The organism is Blautia sp. MCC270, assembly GCF_018785605.1.
In the GTDB taxonomy this organism is placed as follows: domain Bacteria; phylum Bacillota; class Clostridia; order Lachnospirales; family Lachnospiraceae; genus Blautia_A; species Blautia_A fusiformis.
The window spans coordinates 1-21,571 of sequence record NZ_WQQD01000002.1; the positions used below are offsets into that span (position 1 = coordinate 1).

Here is a 21,571-nt window from a genome sequence, read left to right on the forward strand (position 1 = left end):
TTTAGCTTTGCCCTAAAGGGTAATCGAGCAGGAAGCCCCCACTTCAAAATCGTAAGATTTAAGTGGTGGGAGCATGTCACGACTTAAACATATCTATAATTACTTTTATCAGGAGAATCTCATGAGTGAAAAAGGATTAACCACCATCAATTTAAAGAAAATAAACCGCTCCAAGGTTTACCAATATATATACCAAACACACCAGACTTCCAAAATGCAGATCGTCCAGGATCTTCAGATGGGACTTTCCACCGTAAGCCAGAACCTGAACCTGCTGGAAAAAGAAGGGCTTATTGACAGAAACGGATATTTTGATTCCACAGGTGGTCGAAAGGCCCAGGCCATCCAGATCGTCTCGGATTTCCGGATTTCCATTGGAATCGGGATCCTGAAAAACATGTTCCATATCACAGCAATCGACTTATATGGAAATGCCTTTTATACAGAAACCATTGCTCTTCCCTATTCCAACACAGAAGAATATTACAGACAGCTGACCGATAAAGTACGAAAATTCATCGCAGAAAATCACTATCCGAATGAAAAGATCCTGGGTATTTCCATTGCCACACAGGGGATCACTTCTCCGGATAATTCCACTGTGATCTACGGAAACATCATGAACAATACCGGAATGAAACTGGAGGATTTTTCCCGGCATCTTCCTTACCCCTGCCATCTGGAACATGATTCCAAATCCGCTGCTTTTCTGGAGCTGTGGAATCACCCGGAGCTTGACAGTGCTGTCGTGTTCCTTCTGAACCGAAACCTGGGCGGCGCCATTATCACCAATCATCAAATTCATCAGGGAAGTTCCATGCACAGCGGAACCCTTGAGCATATGTGCGTCAATCCTGACGGCCCTTTATGTTACTGCGGAAACCATGGCTGTCTGGAAACCTACTGCTCTGCCAACGCTCTGGAACAGTCTGCCGGGATGCCTGTGAAGGAATTTTTCCCTCTGCTCCGCGAAAAAAAATCCCCCCGGCTTGCTGAGCACTGGGAAGATTATCTGAACCATCTGGCCTTTGCCATGAAAAATCTGAACCTGATCATCGATGCACCGATCATCATCAGCGGATATCTGGCACCTTATTTTACAGAAGAAGATATTAATTATCTGTTAGAACACATCAACACAGACGCACCATTCACCCTGGACAGAAGCCAGATTCTGGTCGGCACCCACGGGCAGTATACACCTGCCATTGGTGCAGCTTTATATTATGTAGAGAAATTTACACAGAGCGTGTGAATACAGACATATTCACCTGAACCGGTCAAAAAAGCATGTCATACACAGCCAGACGGATACAATCTGATCCGCTCTGTCCTAGAGTATGACATGCTTTTTATTTTACTTATTATTTTTTCAGTTCTTTCAGCAGCTGCCCGATTTTTGACACAAACAGATCAAAGGCCACATTATTCTTACCGCTGTTGATCACAATATCTGCTTTCGCCCGTGTGGGCTCCACGTACAGATAATGCATCGGTTTTACTGTGGTAAGATACTGATCGATGATTCCGTTTAAATCCCGTCCACGTTCCTCCACATCTCTGGAGATACGTCTTAAGATCCTCTCATCTGCATCTGCTTCCACATAAACCTTGATATCCAGAAGATCTCGGATACGGGGATCTGCAAGAAGCAGGATTCCCTCTACCAGAATGACCGGTCTTGGTTCGATCTTCAGCACTTTGTCGGAGCGGTTGTGCTGACTGTAATCGTATACCGGACATTGGATGGTTTTGCCCTCCCTGAGTTCTTTGAGATGCTCGACCAGAAGATCGGTTTCCAGTGAATCCGGGTGATCGTAATTCACCTTCACACGTTCTTCAAAAGGAATTCCGTCCTGTCTGCGGTAGTAATTGTCATGATAGATCACCACCACATCGTCTCCGAAATGCTTCTTCAGTCTGTTTGTAAATGTAGATTTGCCGGAGCCTGACCCTCCGGCGATCCCGATAATAATACTTTCCATCGTCTCTTTACCTCTTAAGCTAGAATTCTTCCGCTGTGGATCCCGCAGGCTTCCCGAAGAGTTTTTCCGTATAGAGAAGCTTTTTCTTACACAAAAGCTGCCCGGTCGGTGTGCATCTCCTGCATCCGGTTCCGGACAGCTTTTCTGGTTATTTTTTATAAAGCAATCGTTCTGATCAGATCTCAGCCTGCTCCAGAAGTGCCGGGATCTTGGATTCCCATCCAAGTGCCATGATATGTACACCCTGGCAGTATGGCTTACACTCTTTGATGATACGTGCAGCGATCTCAACACCTGTGATACCAGCTTTTGTCTTCTCTTTGTCAGCTTTCAGCTCCTCGATCATCTCATCCGGAACATGAATGCCGGCAACGTTGTTGTTCATGAACTTAGCCATTCCAGCAGACTTCGGAATGATGATACCAACCTGTACCGGTTTTCCGAACTGTTTTGCTTTTTCCATAAATTTGATGAATTTCTCCGGCTCAAATACAGCCTGTGTCTGGAAGTAGTCTGCACCTGCGGCAACTTTTCTTTCCATCTTTGCAAGCTGAGCGTCAACGGAATCGCTGCATGGAGATACAACGGCACCTTTGGAGAATTTCGGAGGCTCGCCAACGAGCTGGTTTCCACCAAGGTCTACACCGGACTCAAGAAGCTGTACTGTATGAAGAAGAGATACAGAATCAAGGTCAAATACCGGTTTTGCCTGCGGATGGTCGCCCATCTTTGTGTGGTCACCTGTGAGGCAGAGGATGTTCTCGATACCAAGCATAGCTGCACTTAAAAGATCAGACTCCAGTGCGATACGGTTTCTGTCACGGCATGCAAGCTGGAAGATCGGATCCATTCCGGCGTCTTTGAGAACTTTACACATTGCAAGAGATCCAAGACGCATAACCGAAGACTGGTTATCTGTTACATTGACTGCATGAACGCCTTTGAGATAAGTTTTGGCTTCTTCTACCAGTTCATCTACATGGATCCCTTTTGGCGGTCCTACTTCTGCAGAAACTACAAATTCACCACGGTCGAATAATTCTTTCATTTTCATATTATATTTGCTCCAATCATTTAAAATTTGGGGTACGGTCCACCTGCTCTGCTGCATACATTGCGGAATATTTCCGGTGAACCGTATCATAATTTAATTTGGCTTCTTAATAAATCTTTGCTTATTATTTCACTTCATCATCTGTAGCGAAATTATGGATCTGTGTCGGGCATTTCAGTGCGTCAAGGCGTCCGATTTCTTTCAGACGTCTGTAGATGCGCTCCCATCCACACTCCATATCACTGTCCACTTCGCATTTACCATTCTTGGAACCGCCGCACTGGCCGTTGACAAGACTCTTGGAGCATGCTGTGATCGGGCAGATCCCGCCAGTAAGGTTCAGATAACACTCACCACACTGGTCACATTTATATTCTAACGGTGTTACACCCTGGAAACCAGGTACTGGGTATGTATCGCAGGCTGCGCATACCATCTTGTCTTCCAGATATTCTGCGATGGTCTGTACACCAACACCACAGGAGAATACCAGGACCAGATCCGCTTCCCTGATCTTATCCATGTGTTTCTGAAGACGTAACTGCATATTTTCCGGATTACAGATATAATCCGTTGTCATGATCCCTGTCACATTTCCTTCAGCGGAAAGCTCCTTCTGAAGTTCAACAGCTTCTTTTTCCGGAAAACGAACTTCCTTGCATCCATGGCAGTTGATGATAAAAACTTTCTTTCCGGCTGCCAGTGATACGATAGTTTCTTTTGCTTTTAACTGGGTAATCAACATATCACTTCATCCCCCTTACTGCATTTTTTCCGGCTTTGATACTGTTAATGATCGGAATCTTGGAAGAACAGATATACTGACAGCATCTGCACTCAACACAGTCCATGACATTCATGTCCTTCATGCCCTGCCAGTTCTCTTCTTTCGCATATTTTACGAAATACAGAGGAGAAAGTTCCATCGGACATACGTCCACACAGCGTCCGCACTTGATACATGGCTGCTCTTTGGTCTCATCTGTATCAATGGCGATGATACCGTTGGAGCCCTTCATCATAGGTACCTCCAGAGTGTTCAGAGGGAATCCCATCATAGGTCCGCCCATCTTGACCAGAACATCGTCATCTGTAAATCCACCGCAGTAATCGATCAGCTCTTTTACGCTGGTACCGATCTTGATGATAAAGTTGCCAGGATTCTTGATCTTCTCGCCTGTTACGGTTGCAACACGCTCGATCAGCGGCATACCCTGCTGGATCGCATCGGAGATCGCTTTTACAGTACTGATATTATCTACGATAACGCCAACATCTGCCGGAAGGCCGCCGCTTGGAACCTTTCTGCCCATGACGCGCTTGATGAGAGTTTTCTCAGCACCCTGCGGGTATTTGGTTCTTGCAACAAAAACTTCCATATTTCCGATATCGGCAACTTTTTCCTGCATTAATTCGATCGCATCCTGCTTGTTATCCTCGATGACAATGATGCCCTTCTCAGCACCTGTTGTCTTGAGGATCGCTTTCAGACCGAAAATAATATCATCAGCAAACTCAAGGAGAACCTTATGGTCTGCTGTTAAATATGGCTCACACTCACATCCGTTGAGAAGGATGGTATCAACCGGTTTTGCAGGTTTCAGCTTGACACAGGTCGGGAAACCTGCACCACCCATACCAACGATTCCGGCTTCTTTTACAATCTCAATGATCTCATCCGGTGTAAGTTCATCTAGGGCTTTATGTGGCTGTACGGATTCGTGCAGAGTATTTTTTCCGTCGGATTCGATGACAACTGCCATCACCTCACTGCCTCTTGTACCATGCATACGTGGCTCAACAGCAACTACGGTTCCGCTTACACTGGAATGTACTGGTGCGCTGATAAATCCGGCAGCTTCTCCGATCTTCTGTCCAACCTTTACTGTGTCTCCTACTTCCACGATCGGATTGGCAGGTGCACCAAGATGCTGGGACATGGAGATCACAACCGTCTTCGGATCCGGGAATTTCTTCAGATCGATATGCTCGCTGAATTCCTTGTGCTCTGACGGATGAACGCCACCATAGTATCCGTTCAGTCTGTCCTCTCTGATAGACTTCACGTAATCATTGATCACCTTAAAGTTAACCTTGGAGTAATCACGTACCTGTACCGGCTGGTTCAGGAACTCTTCCAGACGACCCTGTTTTGCCAGTCTCTGGTAAATCTTCTCCCATGCGCAGTCCTTGTTAGGATCCACTTCACATTTCCCGTTCTTTGCTCCGCCGCACTGTCCGTTCACAAGACTCTTGGAACAGTCGACGATAGGACAGACGCCTCCGGTAATGTTCAGATAGCACTGTGCACATGCATCACAGCTCTTTTTGGTAAGTGCCATGCCGTGATGGCCTCTGTAGTTAAGGGTATTACTTGCTGCGATCACCGGCTTACCGGTCAGATCTGCAACAGTCTGGATACCAAGACCACAGGAGATCACAACTACATTCTCTGTACCTTCCGGCAGCAGATCCTGTAATTTTCTTTCTGTGTGCATCTTGTTGCACAGAAAATCGAATTTCGCACTGCCTGTGACGGTTTTTCCCTGCTCCGCAGCAAATTTCAGGAATTCCTCGCAATCCGGTTCGTCAACGGTCTCAAATTCCTTGAAACACTTGTTACAGGCGATTACAAACAGATTGTCCCTGCCGTTCAGCACTGATGCAAGCTCATCACTGCTTTTCAGCTTGTACTTAGTATAGTTTTCCAATTGCTCACCTTCCTTATAAAGATTATATCCTTATGATTATCTGCTCTTATCCGTTCCCTCCTTCTCTGCACTCCCAGGAAAGAAACAATAAAACCAAATAAATAAGTTCTTTGTTATTTGTTCAGCCCTTCGAAAATCCTGGTCCAAAAAAAGGCCGCAATATTTCCTCTGACTGCTACAATAAATGTACCATAATTTGAACATATTATCCAGTTTTATTAGCTATTTTTATAAATTTATTCTATGATTTCATTCCAATCGTCTATGGATGTACGGATATTTGTACAACTTCTGTTATGCTGCATGCGTTAGTTATATGCAACTTATATAATTTTGTTTATAAAATATCCTTTTTATGCATTGAGCATATTGCACAAGGATTTTATCTTTAACAGGGCAGATCCGAAAGGTGTCTTTTGTCATGGGGTAAGACGCTGTCCGCAATATTCACAGGTGCTCAGACGACCTTTTATTACCTGATTCTTTGCACCGCAGCTGGGGCAGGTAACTGTAATATAGATCTTCTCATTTACGCGTCTGTTCGGTGCAGTGATCATAATATAATTTCCTTCTCTGTCTATCTGGATATTCCGGATATATCCCCCCGCAATAAATTTTTCCAGCTTTTTCACTGCACCTTTTCCCAGTTCCTGCTCAAGCTTTTCAAATGAGACGGTATTCTGGGCATAGGATTCAAACCAGCAGGCAATTTCTCCAGCTTTTTTCTTCTTTAATGCTTTTTGAATTTCCCGGAAGGTTGGATACAGAAACAGCAATCCAAGTATGATCTCTGTTGCTGCCATTCCCCAGCGCCCTTCACCGATATACTTCTCCGATGCGCCAATAGCTCCCAGGGAAAAAAGTATAAAAAAGCCACAAAGAACCCATTTCAGTTTCCCCAATATTCCTGTTTTTTTATTTTTTTCTGTCAAAAAATCGCTCATGTCTATTTCCTCTTTCCTATTATTCAAAATCTTATGCTATATTTGTGAATGCTCCGTCAGCTCACGCCAAACTCCCTCTGTCCGAATATGTTTCTGCATTCTGTGGATCTTCTATTTCAGTGTGGTTACGATCAGTTTACTTTCCAGTGCAGCTGCTATCAGATCCTCTTTGCAGCTGTATCCCGCCTTGGCGATCATTTCCTGAAAATTCCATCTCACCCCAGAAGCAGAACAGTCCATTTTCCTTGCGATCTCGGAATATGACATCCCGTGAATATACAGGCGCAGCATCTCCAGCTGTCTGGGACTGATATCACCGCTTGTGATCCAGTTAAGTTCCACCTCCGGTGCCACATCCGGAAATACATGCTCCCCATTTAACGTTCTGTAGATCACACTCCGTATTTCCTCTTCACCGTGATCCTTATACCATAGACTGTCTGCACATCCGCTCTTTGCTCTTTCCAGCACCTTGGGATCGATCAGCGAAGTAACAACCAATACCTTTGTATATGGATATTTTTCCCTGATGATCTTTCCGGCACTCAGCCCATCATGATTATGAAATGTCTGCACATCCATAAGCACAAGATCAATTGCCGAGTAAGAGCAGATCTTTACAGCTTCACAGGCATCCGAAACTGTCTGGACATGTCGGAATTCCGGTTCCCGCATAATAATACTTTCAAAATACTTCTGCATGATCCTCTGATCTTCTACTATCAGTATCCGTACCATAGACTCCCATCCTTTCTGTCAGTGGCATTTTCAACACCAGACAAAACTCCGGCGAAAAAGAAACCTGCATAATACATTTCTCTGACTCCGCAGCTTTTCTCAGTGCAGACAGACCACCACCTTCTTCTGCATTTTTTTCAGGTGCATCTCCATCATTCGTTATCCGGATGCTGTATTCATTTGCACCTTTTTCTATCTTCACCAGAACTGTACTTCCATGGGCATGTCTGGCACAATTTGTCACACATTCACGGATCGCTCTGTCTGTCAGCAGCCTGTAGGAGGGATGCTGAGGGAAATCCCCGCTGATCTGAACATAAATTCCAAGTTCTTCTGCATGCCTGATCGTATCCGCGCATAATTCTTCCATATTCTCAACAGAAGAATCTGTAAGAATATAGACCAGATGCTTTAGTGCAGATAGCTGTTCATCCATTTTATCCTGATTTTCTTTTCTTTCCAATATCCTACGTATTGACAGAAGGCTTCGGCCAAAATTGTCATGAACCTGCATTTTCATGGCAAGTGTCTCCTGCTCTCTTATTTTATCTCCGATTTTTTCATACATTTCCTCCAGCTTATGATTCAGGATTTCCAGCTTTTCATTATTTGCTCTGATCTTTTCACCATTGTAATAAATTTCTGATACATTAACTGCCACTGTCTGCAGATATCCTGCACAATCCGGCTCCTGCAGACGATATTCCTGAAACATCCAGACGGAATCATCCGGAAAATAAAATACATTACTGTCACTGTTTAATCTGCGAAGTCCCTCTGCTTCGGATCCTCCATTTATTACTTTCCGCAATGCCTCATAATCCTGCAGATAGGAGCCTGTCATTATCCTGCTCAGTTCATGCATCTTGGTGTTGCATAAAACGATCCTTCCAAGAGGATCCGAAAAACACACCCCACAGGGAACATCATCAACAGCTTCATTCACAGACCAGTAAGACAGAGAATGATGATATCTGCGTCTCTCTCTCCAGATTGCCCAGCAAAGATAAAGCAACAATACCACCATCGCTGCCATCAAAACACTGACCGGACACATCCGGAGCATTGGCTGATATGCGCTTTCCCCCTGGCAATATCTGTGATCATTCATCAGGAACCCCATAAGCATAAAAGAAACTGCAAAAACAGTCACTGCTGTTATAATTTTCTTTTTCCCGTAAAAACAGGTTATCCTGATCAACAGAAGGATCAATTCCAGAATCAGGCAGATTTCAAGAAGGATCATCAAAAAATCCTGCATTGCCATACTGCATTCCGCAAAATCAGTCATCTTCCGCCTCTCTTTCTGAATACGATACATCCGATAAACCATTCGTTTTCATCTTCCTGCTGCACATTTAATTCCGGTCTTTCTGACATTAATCCCCGAAGATCTGCTTCTGCTACAATATGAACCGAGATCCGCAAAGCATCATCGATCTGCGACACACGGTAAAAAACAGACTGCATTGTATCAAACAATCGTTCCACAAGCCATTCAAAGGTATCATAGCATTTTAGTATATCATCTGCATTCAGCTGCACTTCACCATTTTCGACATAATAAGCCGCCCGGATCTTACATAATTTTAAGCTGTCACAGGATTCCGCAAGACTCTGTCTGAGATCCTCCATTGTAAGCAGATTTCCGTCTGATGCATATTGTGTCAATACCAGATTTTTTCTTCTTTTTAAATATGTACCAACAACCACGATCTTTCCCAGGATCCGGTCATAGTGTTCCCTTGACTCCGTTCTTTCCAGCTCATCCATCAGCTGCGACAGCAATTCCAGCTGCCCGGCTGTCTGATTCTGTATCATATTCAGCAATCGGTTCTGTTCTTCTGTTTTTCTCCGCTCAGCTTCTTTCTGATAGGTTTTCTGCAGCAGACGATTTCTGGCAGTCAGCTCCTCCTGCTGTTCCCGGATATCCTGATACTGATCCAGAAGCACCGAAATATCTTCTGACCAGAACAAATGTCCTCCTCTTATAGGAATATGGTTGATCCGGATTCCCTGTTCCTGTACAGCTGATCTGTTTATTACAATTTTACGCAGTTCCGGTGACAGCTCAGGAAAATCACCGGAATGATAATAACGCTGAAAGGAATCATCCGTAATCTCTGCATCCAGTCCTCCGGAGGTCTGGAATAATTCAAAATATCGATTGTTCGTCTGTATCAGGCCGCATAATATACATCCCTGGTAAATTGCCGCCATCAAAAGGCAGCATACCGCTGTCATATCTCCGGCAATTGTTTTGATCAAAGGCAGACGGAGTAAATTCCCGATATTCCATCCCAGAAGCAATATTCCCGGAATAACCGGCAGCCAAAATTGCTTTCTTCCCGGAATCCTGCTTTTTCTGATCAGTATAATTTCCATCCATATCAGGCAAAATATGATCCATCCCTGGATCACTATAAAAAGAATACCATAGCTATAATCTCTATCTGAAAGAGGCGGCCGCCCGGAAAACCGAAACACCAGCTGATGCAGATCATTTGTAAAAACACTGATGATCAAAACCACCGCAAAAGCAAGCAAGACAATAATTTTTCTGACTGTTTTCTCTCCATCCTTTTCCCCTAGAAACATCGCTGCTGCCAGTCCAAGGACCGGGATCAGGATCATCGGGATATAATACAGATACCAACAGATATGTTCTCCAAGCGGATCATGAAAAATATGAAATTTTACTGTCCGTACAAAAAACCAGAAGACCATCAGACAGCCAATTGCAGTCAGACATCTGCGCGTTTTTCTATGCACTACATGCTTTTCCAGATAAATCACCCAGGCACAATACATTCCCAGATAAATACAGTTACGACACTGATCTGCGAGATTTCTCATAAAAACATTTTCCGGTCTTACCAGCCTGCAGAAATACGCCAGAAATACACTTATCAGGATTCCTCCATACGACAGTGCCCTTTTTTTATTGTATGTCATGAAAATTCCTCTCTCATTAATACACCTCTGTGATAAGTATACTATAAAGCTATATTTTATTATATAGTTTTCAGAGAAACCATCCATTCTCAACCCCTGTTATCACAAACAGAGTGAACAATTCTGTCCACTCTGTCTATCATCACTCAAAATGGTCTTGGCTGACCACAGTATTCGCAGAACCTTCCGGTATTCTCTGCACCGCACTGACATTTCCATAAACTGCCGGGCTGCTGCATTCCGTTGTTCATCTGCATTCCAGATTGCTGCATTCCGTTGTTCATCTGCATCCCAGGCTGCTGCATTCCACTGTTCATGTTCATTCCGGACTGCTGCATTCCATTGTTCATGTACATCCCGGACTGCTGCATTCCGCTGTTCATGTTCATCCCGGGCTGCTGCATTCCATTGTTCATGTTCATTCCGGACTGCTGCATTCCATTGTTCATGTACATCCCGGACTGCTGCATTCCGTTGTTCATGTTCATCCCGGGCTGCTGCATTCCATTGTTCATGTTCATTCCGGACTGCTGCATTCCGCTGTTCATGTTCATCCCAGGCTGCTGCATTCCAGCCGCATTTGGTGTCAGGGCGGCTATGATCTGATGACCTGTCTGCTCCACTTCCATCAATTCACCTCTGTTATCGCTGCTTATGGAAAAAGTATTCAAACGAAAATCCATATCATCAAACCATGGATTTTTTACCTTAATACGCATAGTATAATCAAATTCATACTTATATACCGGTGGCTGATAGCTTACGGTTTCTCCATCCTTTGTTGTATATGTTTCCTCGTTCTGCTGTCGCTCTACATCAACTCTGCACTGCACAACAGCGGATAAAGGAACTATATCCGGATTTTCATTGACATCCAGCTTCCGTGCAACAGTAAAATTCCCCTTATTGTCATCAATAAAAACATTGTAATTTCTGGTATTGATCTGACGTGTTATACAAAAATCCATTACGGCTTTTTTGTTTTTTTCACGATATTCCAGTTGACGTTTTATATCCTCTACCGTACTGTGCCGCCGGTCTTCAAACCATGGTGACAATTTTTTTGCACAATCCTTACACAGATTTCCGTCATCCAGTTTTCTGTTGCCTAATAAACCTATTTTCTCTCCGCAGATATCACAGATCTTCTTATCAAATAATCCCATACCCAATCCTCCTTCTTTTTATATTTGTGTTTTTGTTTATCTACATTATGCGTGAATGCTTCGCCATTTGCACTAGCATCTCTGACAGTAACTGAATTCATCTTCATATCAATGTCAGGATCATAAGGCTCGTATCTGAAGATCCTGTCCGTTTCTATATGTTCAGGATATGCCGTATGGGATACTCTCTGCCAGACACAACCGTCCCCATCCCACCTCCACATTCGGATATTCCTCATATCCGCCCACACTCTGTGCGCCTTTCCTCAGATACGCCTTCACCTTTTCCCCATAAAGAAACGGATCATTTCCTTTCACGATCCCCCATTCCATAAGCAGAGCTGCGCTTCCGCTGACAAAGGGTGCCGCAAAGGAGGTTCCGGTGACAGTGGCGTAGCCTCCGCCGGGAACCGGGGCGGAGATGGATACACCGGGAGCTGCGAGGTCAGGCTTCCGGATCGGCAGGAACTGACTTCCCCTTCCGGAAAAATCTGCGTAGGCATTCTGTCTGGAATCATAAGCTCCAACAGAAATAACTTTTCCGGCAGTGGAAGGAATCGTCAAAGTTCCCACAGCCCGCGGAGAATAAAACCCGGTTCCGCGATTCAGTACATTTCCACCCGGCAGCCAGAGGAAATACTGCCCGGAGCGCACACGTTTTCCACTTAAAAGAACTTTCCAGACACCGCTGTCCACATAATTACCCTCAGGAATGAAATCTATGTAGATTTCCTGGGACAGCTGATAGGGACCAGGTTTTCCATAATAGATCAGAAGCTCTGTATTTTCCAGCAGATGCCGCTGTGGCCCCAGCCTTTCATATAATGGACCGATCCGTTCTCCGGACGGACTTTCCAGATAAATTTCCATCTCATCTTCATAATCCTTCCATAACTGTACATTTAATGTGGGCTCAAAAGCTCCCACCGCCAACTGGATTTCTTCTGTTTTCCCCTGCTGCAAGATTCCTCCTGCATGCCAGGGCTGGCTACCGTTATTTCCGGTTCCTGTAACGATCACAGTCCGCCCCATGGCCGCAACTGTATCAATATAGTTTTCCAGAAGAGAATCCCCTCTGTGAGAACCATAATTATTCCCAAAGCTGACGTTTATAACGATCGGTTTTCTCATCTTCACTGCCTGCCGTATCAGGTAATCAATACCCTCCATCAGCTCCGTTGTCCGCGGAAATGAATTTTCCCGTGGATTTCCCATCTTTACCACCAGAAGATCACTTCTATACGCAACGCCTCGATTCACTCCCTCCGATGCTCTCCCATTTCCTGCTGCTATTCCAAGAACTGCTGTTCCATGTCCGCTGAAATCCCCAGACGGAACAAGGCGCCTGCCTTCGGTTTCCCCGAGTGCAAGCGCCTCATCAATTTCTTCTTTCGTATATTCAGTTCCTGATACATAGTTTTCCGGTGGATTTCCATCTACACTCTGATCCCACAGTCGCAGGATCCGGGTACTGCCATCCTCGTTTCTGAAATCCGGATGGAAATAGTCCACTCCGGAATCCACAATGCCCACCAAAATACCTTCGCCGGTTAAGCCATCGGCTCCATTCTGCACTGGTAAAATGCAGCTTGCCTCCCGCTCTTCAAAGGTCTCAAAGTAGAGTCTCTTGGGCTTTTCTATAAACTCGATCTGCTCTCTGACTGAGTATGCAGAAATTTCCGATTCCGGCAGTGTCACTACTGCATAACCACCAAGCAGCGGGACCACCTGGATCCGCTCACCACCAAGTCCGCTTTCCGGGCCACTGTATTTCACGATCACATCCCACAACCTGGTGGTGGGATCATATCCCACATTCAGATTTTCCGATTTTGCCCGTTCCTGCGGCAGGGCATTCATGGCAAGATTAAGAAGATTCTCTATTTTCTGATCTGGCATAAGGCTTTCATTTCCATTGATATATTTTTTTTATTATATGCAACGCCTTCGTTTAAAGCACCAACCATCTGTTCCAGCATTTTTCTTTTAATTCCGGGAACGAAGCTTAACAACTGACGAAGCGGCATTCCTTCCATCATCGCAGCCATCATTTCCTGATTATTTAAAAAGACCCTTGTTTTTTCTGTCAGCGCATTTATTTTGCGCTGCAAGCTGGAGGAAGGTAAAGAATTGCTGCAATACACTAAAAAATCCATCAGTACCTTTTTATGCTTCTCCAGCCAAACAAAAATACGTAATCTTATCCGATAATATTATGCTGTTGCTTTTTTATCATCTGTCTTCTCAAGCAGTTTCTTCACGCCCTGGATTGCTACCAGTACACCAAGGATCAGCAGTAATACTGCAAATACAAGCTGTAAGGTGTTTCCAAGATCCAGCCCTGTTGTTACCAGTGCCTTTGAAAGCTTTGTGATGGTCATGCCAAGTGCTGTGAAGGTAACTGCCATCATGAATACCATCGGGATCCAGAGCATGCAACCCTGACGTTTTGTTTTCTTTAAGAATACTGCACAGGCTACAAGAGCGAGTACAGATAACAGCTGGTTTGCGGAGCCGAACAGCGGCCAGATTTCTGCATAGCCGACCTTTGTAAGCATGTAGGCAAGTACCAGTGTAATGACTGTTGCGAAATATTTATTTGTTACTACCTTCAGGAACGGGCTCATGTTTTCCTCATCTGTATCAGAATCAAGGAAAAATTCCTGGAATGACAGACGTCCGACTCTGGCTACAGAATCAAGAGAGGTCAGTGCAAATGCGGATACAGCAAGGTTGATCAGAGTAAATACCAGTGAATGCGGAAGGCCAACTACAGAAAGGAAGTTTGCGATAGCACCTGCAAAAATCTGCGGCTGTGTTGTAAGTCCCTGTGCTGCTGCTTCACCATCTGCAAAGGATGCAACTGCGATTAGTGCGATGATGGCAAGCATACTTTCCATCAGCATTGCTCCAAAGGAAACAGGAAGCATGTTTTTCTCATTTTTGATCTGCTTGGATGCAGTACCGGAAGATACCAGTGAATGGAAGCCGGAAACAGCACCGCAGGCGATGGTTACAAACAGGATCGGGAACATATACTGTCCGTCTACGTTAAAGCTTGTAAATGCCTTCAGGTTACAGGAAGGATTGGCAACAAATACACCGATAACCGCACCGACGATCATAAAAATGAGCAGATAGCTGTTCAGATAATCACGTGGCTGAAGCAGTGCCCATACAGGAGCGACACTGGCGATCAGGATGTATACAAAAATGATGATATGCCAGGTTCCAAGACTTACATACATGGGGAAATTAAGTCCCAGCACAATTGCTGCTACCAGCAGTAAAATTGCGACTGCAGTGTTGACCCATTTGTTGAATTTTGTATATTTAAGGAAAAATCCAAGTGCAACAGCCTCAAATATAAATAACATGGAAGTGGTTGCAACAGCTCCGTTTGCCGCTACCTTTGTAACTGTTCCTGCATCATTTACGGCAAATCCGTTAAAGGTTCCTGCTACAACATCTGCAAATGCGGCAACGACCAGAATACAGAACAGCCAGCAGAATAAAAGAAATAATTTTTTTCCAAGCTTTCCGATATACGCTTCGATGATATATCCGATCGTACGTCCTTTATTCTTTACGGATGCATACATGGATGCAAAATCCTGCACAGCTCCGAAAAATACACCACCGATGAGGATCCATAACAGAACCGGCAGCCAACCGAAAATTGCGGCCTGGATCGGTCCGTTGATGGGACCTGCACCTGCTATGGATGCAAACTGATGTCCAAATACTACATTTGTATCAGCCGGTACATAATCAACTCCGTCCTCCATTTCGTATGCCGGAGTTTTTGCTTTCGGATCAATGCCCCATTTGTTCTGGAGATAACGGCCATACAGAAGATATGCGCCTCCGAGAACTACAATGGCTATGATCATCATTGTTATTCCGTTCATAATATCAACTCTCTTTCCTTTGTATTTTTATATATTAAAAAAGCCCCTGCTATCCTTTCGGATAACAAAGGCGGAATGTTCCGTGGTACCACTCTGTATTCTCATATTTATCACTAAATATAACCACTTAATACTGTCTCTTCAAACAGCCTCTTCTGTAACGTGAAGACTACGTCCCGGCTTACTTAACCTTTCTATTCAGCGGGATGCTCCCAGGTGATATCACAAAATACCTTCTGCCGCTTCTCACCAGCTGCGACTCTCTGTGATCCGGCCTGCTTTTTGTGGTCTGTCCTGTTCCATGCATTTCTCTTTTTTATTTATCTAATGTTTTACTCCTTTTTTTATAAAACTTCAACAAATAATTTATACATATTTTACAAATTCGTATATGTTTTTTTATGCATTTTTTAGGTAAAAGCCAAAACACGGCGTATGTAACGAAGCCAGATCTGATCCCAGCTCTGCTTTACGATCCGTTTTCCGTCACATACGCCGCATTATCCATTATTCAGAAAATGTATATCTTACCATGTATCCTTTTCCGTCACCGGTTACGATCACGACTCCGCCATCGGGATTCTCGATCTTATCAATGATCGGAAATCTTCCTTTTTCTTTTACGAAAGCTTCCGGGCTCTCGATATTTGCTTCAATGATCTCCTGCTGAGAATGATGATCGCCGCCGCAGGGATTAATGGTTTCAATAATGATCTCATATTCCTTCATACCCTTCACCTCTTTCATTTAATGCAGTTTTTCAGTTCTTATACTTACATTTTATCGTAAAAATCCCAATCATGCAAAATGCGTTCTGCACAAATTTTCAGAGGATTTATTGGTATTTTTCACTATATTCAGACTTCTTCTGTTTCCGGATGTTATCTTCCTCAAAGAAGGCTTTTTTTATTCTACAAAGTGGATCCTGCTCTTATCAAAACGATCCTGCTGCTTTCTGCTCTCTGCCGGGTACCCCAGGGCAAAAAGAGAAAATACCTCCACATTCTCCGGAAGCTTCAGAATATCATGGACCAGCGCCATACGATCCTTAAGCGGTGCAATTCCGATCCACACGCCGCCAAGTCCCAGTGCATCCGTTTCCAGCCAGATATTCTCCTGTGCGATAGACATATCGATCTGTGCCATATCCTGAACAGGCAATCCCTCTTTCCGATATACCGGAACGATCACAACCGGTGCACCTGCTGCACATCCGGAATAGGGAGTGGCTTTGGAAAGCTCCAGGATCTTCTCCTTATCTGTCACAACATAAAATTCCCACGGCTGCTGATTACATGCGCTGGGCGCCTGCATACCCGCTTTCAGGATCTGAAAGATCTTTTCCTTCTCTACGGGTTTATCTTCATATTTACGGATACTTACTCTGTGAAAAATATTCTCCATGCTATTTTCTCCTCGTCATACTCATATCACTTGTTACAGTTCATACTCATCATACAGCTTCTGACGCCATTTTACATCCGTCATCACACGCTGCACTTCATCCGACCGTCCATCCAAAAACAAACGATTGATCACTCCCACCGGTATATACAAATTATACCACATCATCCAAACATAAAAACCCCATAAAACGTATTTTTACAAACTCTACAGGAACTTAAAATGGAAAACGCTCCAGAATACGAAGCTTTCAGAATGTCCATACAGACAAGAATCCTATAAGATATAATAACCATACCACACATCAATAAACAAATCACTCAAAACTGTTCCAAAAATTCTCCCATAATCTGACACCGCCACCATCTGAAAACTCCCGGACAGCCAAACATCCGGGAGTTTTTCTTATATCACTTATAAACTTCAGAAATTATTTCTCCTGCACATTGATGATAACCTTCATGGTTGTCTCACGGTTCTCATCAATGTACTGATAAGCCTTCAGATAATCTGCGAACTTAAATGTCTTTGAGATCAGCGGCTTTAAATGAACCTTTCCCGCATTTACAAGATCAATGGCATCTACATAATCATCATGACGGTACATCATAGTACTCTTGATATCCAGCTCGTGGTCATTGGCAACAGCAAGGTCAACGGTTGCCATATCCGCAAATACCGCTACCAGTACGATCACGCTGCCTTTTCTCGCATACTGGATGGCCTGTCCCATGGTGATGTTATTTCCGGCACAGTCATAGATCACATCTGCCTTATCCGGACCAAACGCCTCTACCAGTGCCTCTCCGAAATTTTTCTCCTTCGTGTTTACACAGATATCAATGCCGCACTCTTTTGCTTTTGCAAGACGAAGGTCACTGACATCCGTGATCATAACCCTGGCTGCCCCCATTCCTTTGGCTGTCTGCGCAACAAGGTTTCCGATGGGACCTGCACCGATCACTGTGATGTTCATCCCTTTTACATCGCCCATCTGCTTCACGGCATGGACTGCAACTGCCAGCGGCTCGATCATTGCACCTTCCTCGTAAGACATCTCCTCCGGGATCGATGTTACCTTAGATGCATCTACTGCAAAGAATTCAGAAGCTGTTCCTGTTGTCTGGAAGCCCATAACCTTCAGTTCCTCGCAGAGATTATATTTTCCATGGCGGCATGGATAGCAATGTCCGCAGTATACCTGAGGCTCGATGGTTACTTTCTGGCCAACCTTAAAACCTGTCACATTCTTTCCAAGCCCCGTGATCTCACCGGATACTTCATGTCCCTGTGTTACCGGATATTTTGTAAAAGGATGCTTACCGTGATATACGTGGATATCTGATCCGCAGATACCAATGTTCATGATCTTAACCAGAACCTGGTCATCTCCCACTTCCGGAACCGGAACCTCTCTGAAAATAATCTCTCCGGGATTTGTCATTACCTGTTGAAGCATCTTATTCTCCTCCTCTAATTTCTTTCTATTGCATATCATCTTTTATTAATTATTTTATTAAAGTAATTACATTATTATTCTTTTCTTCTGATCTGTCAAGATAGTTTTCTATGATTCTGCTTATTGAACAAGTTTGCAGCTTTGTTTTTATGCACATTCCATAATTATCGGTAAACGGAATAGTCAAGCGAATATTCGCAATACGCTTCGCTACTTGCTCATGACCGAATAACTCCTTCGCGGTTTATCGGTTAAAAAACAAAGCCTGCGGATTCAGCATTTCTGTAATCATATGCTGAATCCACAGGCTCCTTATACGCTTTAATAAATAATTTTATAGAAGTATGATATTCCTTTCCGGCAGGTTTGTAAAGGCTTTTATCAATACCAGCGTGTCATCGGCAGATCATTATTCACACCCTTGGTCATAAGAATCTGGTGAAGATCGATAATTCCGTTGTGGAAGGTTGCCGCACATGCTGACAGGTACAGATCCCACATACGCAGGAACTCTTCGTCAAACATAGTCTTTTCTTTTTCAATATTGTCCCGGAAATTCTTTTCCCAGTGAAGCAATGTCTTATTGTAATGCAGACGGAGATTTTCGATATCCAGGGTATGGAAATTGTCCTCTGCCATATGGTTCAGGATCTCACGTAAGCTCGGAACAGTTCCGCCCGGGAAAATATATTTCTTGACCCACGGGTCACCCGGATGCTCCTTCAGAGCACTGATAAAGTGAAGCAGGAACAGTCCGCCCGGCTTCAGAACCTTTTCCACACAATCAAGAAACAGCTGATAATTATCACGTCCAACATGCTCCAGCATACCGACACTGACAACACGGTCAAACTGATACTCCTTCTTCGGCAGATCACGGTAATCCATCAGCTCTACCGTAAGATAATCTTCCAGACCCTGATCCTTGATCCGTCTCTGAAATTCTGCATACTGTTCATGACTTAAGGTGATACCGGTACCATGAACCTTATATTTCTTAGCTGCCTCGATCAGCAGAAAGCCCCAACCGCAGCCGATATCCAAAAGACTCATACCCTCTTCCAGATGTAATTTTTTAAGGATATAATCAACTTTATTTACCTGTGCCTGATACAACGTATCATCCTCATGGATAAAATACCCACAGGAATAACTCATAGTCTCATCCAGCCAAAGTTTATAAAAGTCATTTCCAATATCATAATGGCTGGTTACTTCCTTTTCCTGATTCTTCTTTGATGTTGAACTGAACATGATCTTTTTCAGAGCAGATTCATTGGTAGAAAATTTTCCCATCTGACCCAGAAAATGATCCAGCGCTTCATAAAGATTTCCCTCGATATCCAGATCCCCACGCATATACGCCTCACCCAGTGCAAGGGATGTGCTCTTTATCAGATCCGCCAGAGGAATCGCTTTCTTAAAATTCACCGTAAATGTAGGTTCACCCTCTCCGATGTGATACTCGGAATTCTTGAACTTTACCAGAAATGGATAATCTGTAAAGCGTTCAAGGAACTGCACCATTGCTTTCTCTTCCGTCTTCTCCTGTAATGTCTCAAACATAATAGTCTACCTCCTTTAGCACAGCACTATGATACACCCGGAGGAAGGCTTTATGTCAAGGGAGATATACAACAAAATTTTATCAATAAAATGGCGATATTTGGTAAAACTCTTACTTATACTTATTCAAATTAACTAGATGTTTACAATCCATTTTTAAACAAGCTGCCGAAAACACTGATATTATCAAAACGCACTCGTTAATTATATATTATTTTTCAATAATTATCTTTGTATTTTACGCATTTTTTATTGCTTTATATACAATTCAGACTTATAATAAAAGATACAAAAAAAGAGCGAAAACCATATAAAAATCCAACACTGGAGGGAACCTTATGAACGAAGAACTTTTTAATGAAGCATCAAAATCCAACATCCTGTCAAAACAGCTGGTCGATCAACTTCAGGAAAGCATGACCTACAGCAGCATCTCCTTCATCAATTGGACCATCGAAGTCCTCAAGCTCCTGAAAGCCCGCATCGAACGCGGCGACAAGATCAAAGATGAGACCACCGGCGTGATCTACGATTTCTACACCTTCCGCCAATTTGTAGAAACCAACTTCTCCACCTACATCACCGGCCAGGTCTTCAACACCTCCATCCGGTCCCAGAAAATCTACTTCACCCTGGAAGCCTGCCCAGGCGGCTACAACCTCCTCATGGCAGACTCCGGCAACGAAAAAACCTACCGCTGGATCTCCAGCTTAAGCAAACGCTTCTCCCTGGTAGAAATGATCGCCACCGGAATCGTCTACGTCAAAGACAACCGTACCGACACCTACCAGCCATTTATCTCCGAAAACGGCAAATACTGCAAATACAACAAAGACCTGGGAAAACTCATAGAACTCTGATCAAAACGGGGAATCCGCCAACGGCAGATTCCCCTTGATTTTTTCTCAGATTTCTTTCAAAAAATCAAATGGTTCTTCATCTTTCAAAAAATGCATCAGCATATAAGCACACATGATCGCAACCCTCTCCTCCTTCAGTATCCTCCTGACCTCATCCCGGTCCGCGATCACAACCTCGATCTCCTCACTATCCTCCTGAGCAGCCTTACTAACCTCACCACTGGCATACCCATAAACCGTAGCACAGGATTCATCCGTCATCCCGATTGTCGTAAAATAAGGCTTCTCAAAAGCCTCCGCAACCTTGATCGGCTCCAGCTTCAACCCGGTCTCCTCAAACATCTCCCGCACAGCACCCTCATGGAAATCCTCCCCAGGCTCCACAAGCCCCGCCGGAAACTCATAAATATACCCGCCGATCGTATACCGATACTGACGGATCAGCACAACCTTATCCCGCTTCTCTCCATAAACACTGTAAATGATCACCCCATCCGGATGATTCTCCCCTGTAGAAAGCTTCATATCCTCCACACTCTTCGCCCTGGAGGCCACAAAATAAGAAACCGGCGTATCATGTACACTGGTCGCATCCACTCCATAAAGATTCACAAACTTATTATCTGTAAGTTTTTTCACACTGTTGATCTTACCCATCTGAAAAACTCCTTCCCGAAAATTTTTTCTAAAAACATTTTATCCCATCCAAAACCAAAGGTCAATTTTTTATACTTACACTCCCTTCACAATAGTGCTATAATAAATACCCTGCTATAAAATTAAAAATCCACTTATCACATTACCAAACAGCTACTGTA

20 protein-coding genes are annotated in these 21,571 nt (G+C 43.9%); 2 read left to right on the forward strand and 18 right to left on the reverse strand.

Going from position 1 to position 21,571, the window contains the following annotated elements; all coding sequences use genetic code 11:
* Positions 1–121: 121 nt before the first annotated feature.
* Entirely contained in the window at positions 122–1,255 is a 1,134-nt protein-coding gene (locus tag GPK58_RS00305) for an ROK family transcriptional regulator (RefSeq protein ID WP_129974786.1), read from the forward strand.
* 109 nt (positions 1,256–1,364) lie between these two features.
* Here the strand turns inward: GPK58_RS00305 and udk are convergent, their stop codons facing one another.
* From udk to GPK58_RS00385, 17 genes are all read right to left on the reverse strand, one after another.
* Positions 1,365–1,985: a uridine kinase gene (udk, locus tag GPK58_RS00310; protein ID WP_021652753.1), complete on the reverse strand. Its 621-nt coding sequence runs from the start codon at positions 1,983–1,985 to the stop codon at positions 1,365–1,367.
* A gap of 175 nt (positions 1,986–2,160) precedes the next feature.
* Positions 2,161–3,039, reverse strand: coding sequence for a methylenetetrahydrofolate reductase (locus tag GPK58_RS00315; RefSeq protein ID WP_015526188.1), 879 nt, complete (start codon positions 3,037–3,039; stop codon positions 2,161–2,163).
* A gap of 124 nt (positions 3,040–3,163) precedes the next feature.
* A complete protein-coding gene (locus GPK58_RS00320) occupies positions 3,164–3,784 on the reverse strand; it encodes a methylenetetrahydrofolate reductase C-terminal domain-containing protein (protein WP_021976351.1) in 621 nt (206 codons plus the stop codon).
* A gap of 1 nt (position 3,785) precedes the next feature.
* On the reverse strand, positions 3,786–5,750 hold the full coding sequence (rsxC, locus tag GPK58_RS00325; RefSeq protein WP_147602651.1) for an electron transport complex subunit RsxC: 1,965 nt from the start codon (positions 5,748–5,750) through the stop codon (positions 3,786–3,788).
* Between the two features lie 419 nt (positions 5,751–6,169).
* Complete coding sequence (locus GPK58_RS00330; RefSeq protein WP_114001781.1) at positions 6,170–6,694, reverse strand: hypothetical protein; 525 nt, start codon at positions 6,692–6,694, stop codon at positions 6,170–6,172.
* Positions 6,695–6,805: 111 nt separating this feature from the next.
* Positions 6,806–7,432: a response regulator transcription factor gene (locus tag GPK58_RS00335; protein WP_022426201.1), complete on the reverse strand. Its 627-nt coding sequence runs from the start codon at positions 7,430–7,432 to the stop codon at positions 6,806–6,808.
* Positions 7,380–8,723, reverse strand: a complete 1,344-nt coding sequence (locus tag GPK58_RS00340) for an ATP-binding protein (protein ID WP_252195733.1) — start codon at positions 8,721–8,723, stop codon at positions 7,380–7,382. The genes GPK58_RS00335 and GPK58_RS00340 overlap by 53 nt, the downstream gene beginning before the upstream one ends.
* A complete protein-coding gene (locus tag GPK58_RS00345) occupies positions 8,720–10,387 on the reverse strand; it encodes a histidine kinase N-terminal 7TM domain-containing protein (protein WP_215638009.1) in 1,668 nt (555 codons plus the stop codon). The genes GPK58_RS00340 and GPK58_RS00345 overlap by 4 nt, the downstream gene beginning before the upstream one ends.
* A 146-nt stretch (positions 10,388–10,533) precedes the next feature.
* A complete protein-coding gene (locus GPK58_RS00350; protein WP_215638011.1) occupies positions 10,534–11,553 on the reverse strand; it encodes a DUF4428 domain-containing protein in 1,020 nt (339 codons plus the stop codon).
* Between the two features lie 162 nt (positions 11,554–11,715).
* Positions 11,716–13,452 (reverse strand): S8 family peptidase, encoded by a 1,737-nt coding sequence (locus GPK58_RS00355; RefSeq protein WP_215638017.1) that lies wholly within the window; start codon positions 13,450–13,452, stop codon positions 11,716–11,718.
* A complete protein-coding gene (locus GPK58_RS00360; protein ID WP_173722461.1) occupies positions 13,434–13,709 on the reverse strand; it encodes a hypothetical protein in 276 nt (91 codons plus the stop codon). The genes GPK58_RS00355 and GPK58_RS00360 overlap by 19 nt, the downstream gene beginning before the upstream one ends.
* A 57-nt stretch (positions 13,710–13,766) precedes the next feature.
* On the reverse strand, positions 13,767–15,464 hold the full coding sequence (locus GPK58_RS00365) for a carbon starvation CstA family protein (protein ID WP_022426195.1): 1,698 nt from the start codon (positions 15,462–15,464) through the stop codon (positions 13,767–13,769).
* Positions 15,465–15,971: 507 nt separating this feature from the next.
* Positions 15,972–16,193 (reverse strand): hypothetical protein, encoded by a 222-nt coding sequence (locus GPK58_RS00370; RefSeq protein ID WP_022426194.1) that lies wholly within the window; start codon positions 16,191–16,193, stop codon positions 15,972–15,974.
* 177 nt (positions 16,194–16,370) lie between these two features.
* On the reverse strand, positions 16,371–16,868 hold the full coding sequence (locus tag GPK58_RS00375; RefSeq protein WP_118608860.1) for a nitroreductase family protein: 498 nt from the start codon (positions 16,866–16,868) through the stop codon (positions 16,371–16,373).
* 33 nt (positions 16,869–16,901) lie between these two features.
* Positions 16,902–17,036: a hypothetical protein gene (locus tag GPK58_RS13145; RefSeq protein ID WP_022426192.1), complete on the reverse strand. Its 135-nt coding sequence runs from the start codon at positions 17,034–17,036 to the stop codon at positions 16,902–16,904.
* 262 nt (positions 17,037–17,298) lie between these two features.
* Positions 17,299–18,327 (reverse strand): zinc-dependent alcohol dehydrogenase, encoded by a 1,029-nt coding sequence (locus tag GPK58_RS00380; RefSeq protein ID WP_215638020.1) that lies wholly within the window; start codon positions 18,325–18,327, stop codon positions 17,299–17,301.
* Positions 18,328–18,708: 381 nt separating this feature from the next.
* Complete coding sequence (locus GPK58_RS00385; RefSeq protein ID WP_021652736.1) at positions 18,709–19,893, reverse strand: SAM-dependent methyltransferase; 1,185 nt, start codon at positions 19,891–19,893, stop codon at positions 18,709–18,711.
* A gap of 338 nt (positions 19,894–20,231) precedes the next feature.
* On the opposite strand from GPK58_RS00385, the gene GPK58_RS00390 reads away from it, so the two are divergent.
* The gene (locus GPK58_RS00390; RefSeq protein WP_215638021.1) at positions 20,232–20,753 is read left to right on the forward strand and encodes a hypothetical protein; all 522 of its coding nucleotides are present in this window, start codon (positions 20,232–20,234) and stop codon (positions 20,751–20,753) included.
* A gap of 45 nt (positions 20,754–20,798) precedes the next feature.
* On the opposite strand, the gene GPK58_RS00395 is transcribed toward GPK58_RS00390, so the two are convergent.
* Positions 20,799–21,410, reverse strand: a complete 612-nt coding sequence (locus tag GPK58_RS00395; RefSeq protein WP_118608862.1) for an NUDIX hydrolase — start codon at positions 21,408–21,410, stop codon at positions 20,799–20,801.
* Between the last annotated feature and the right edge of the window lie 161 nt (positions 21,411–21,571).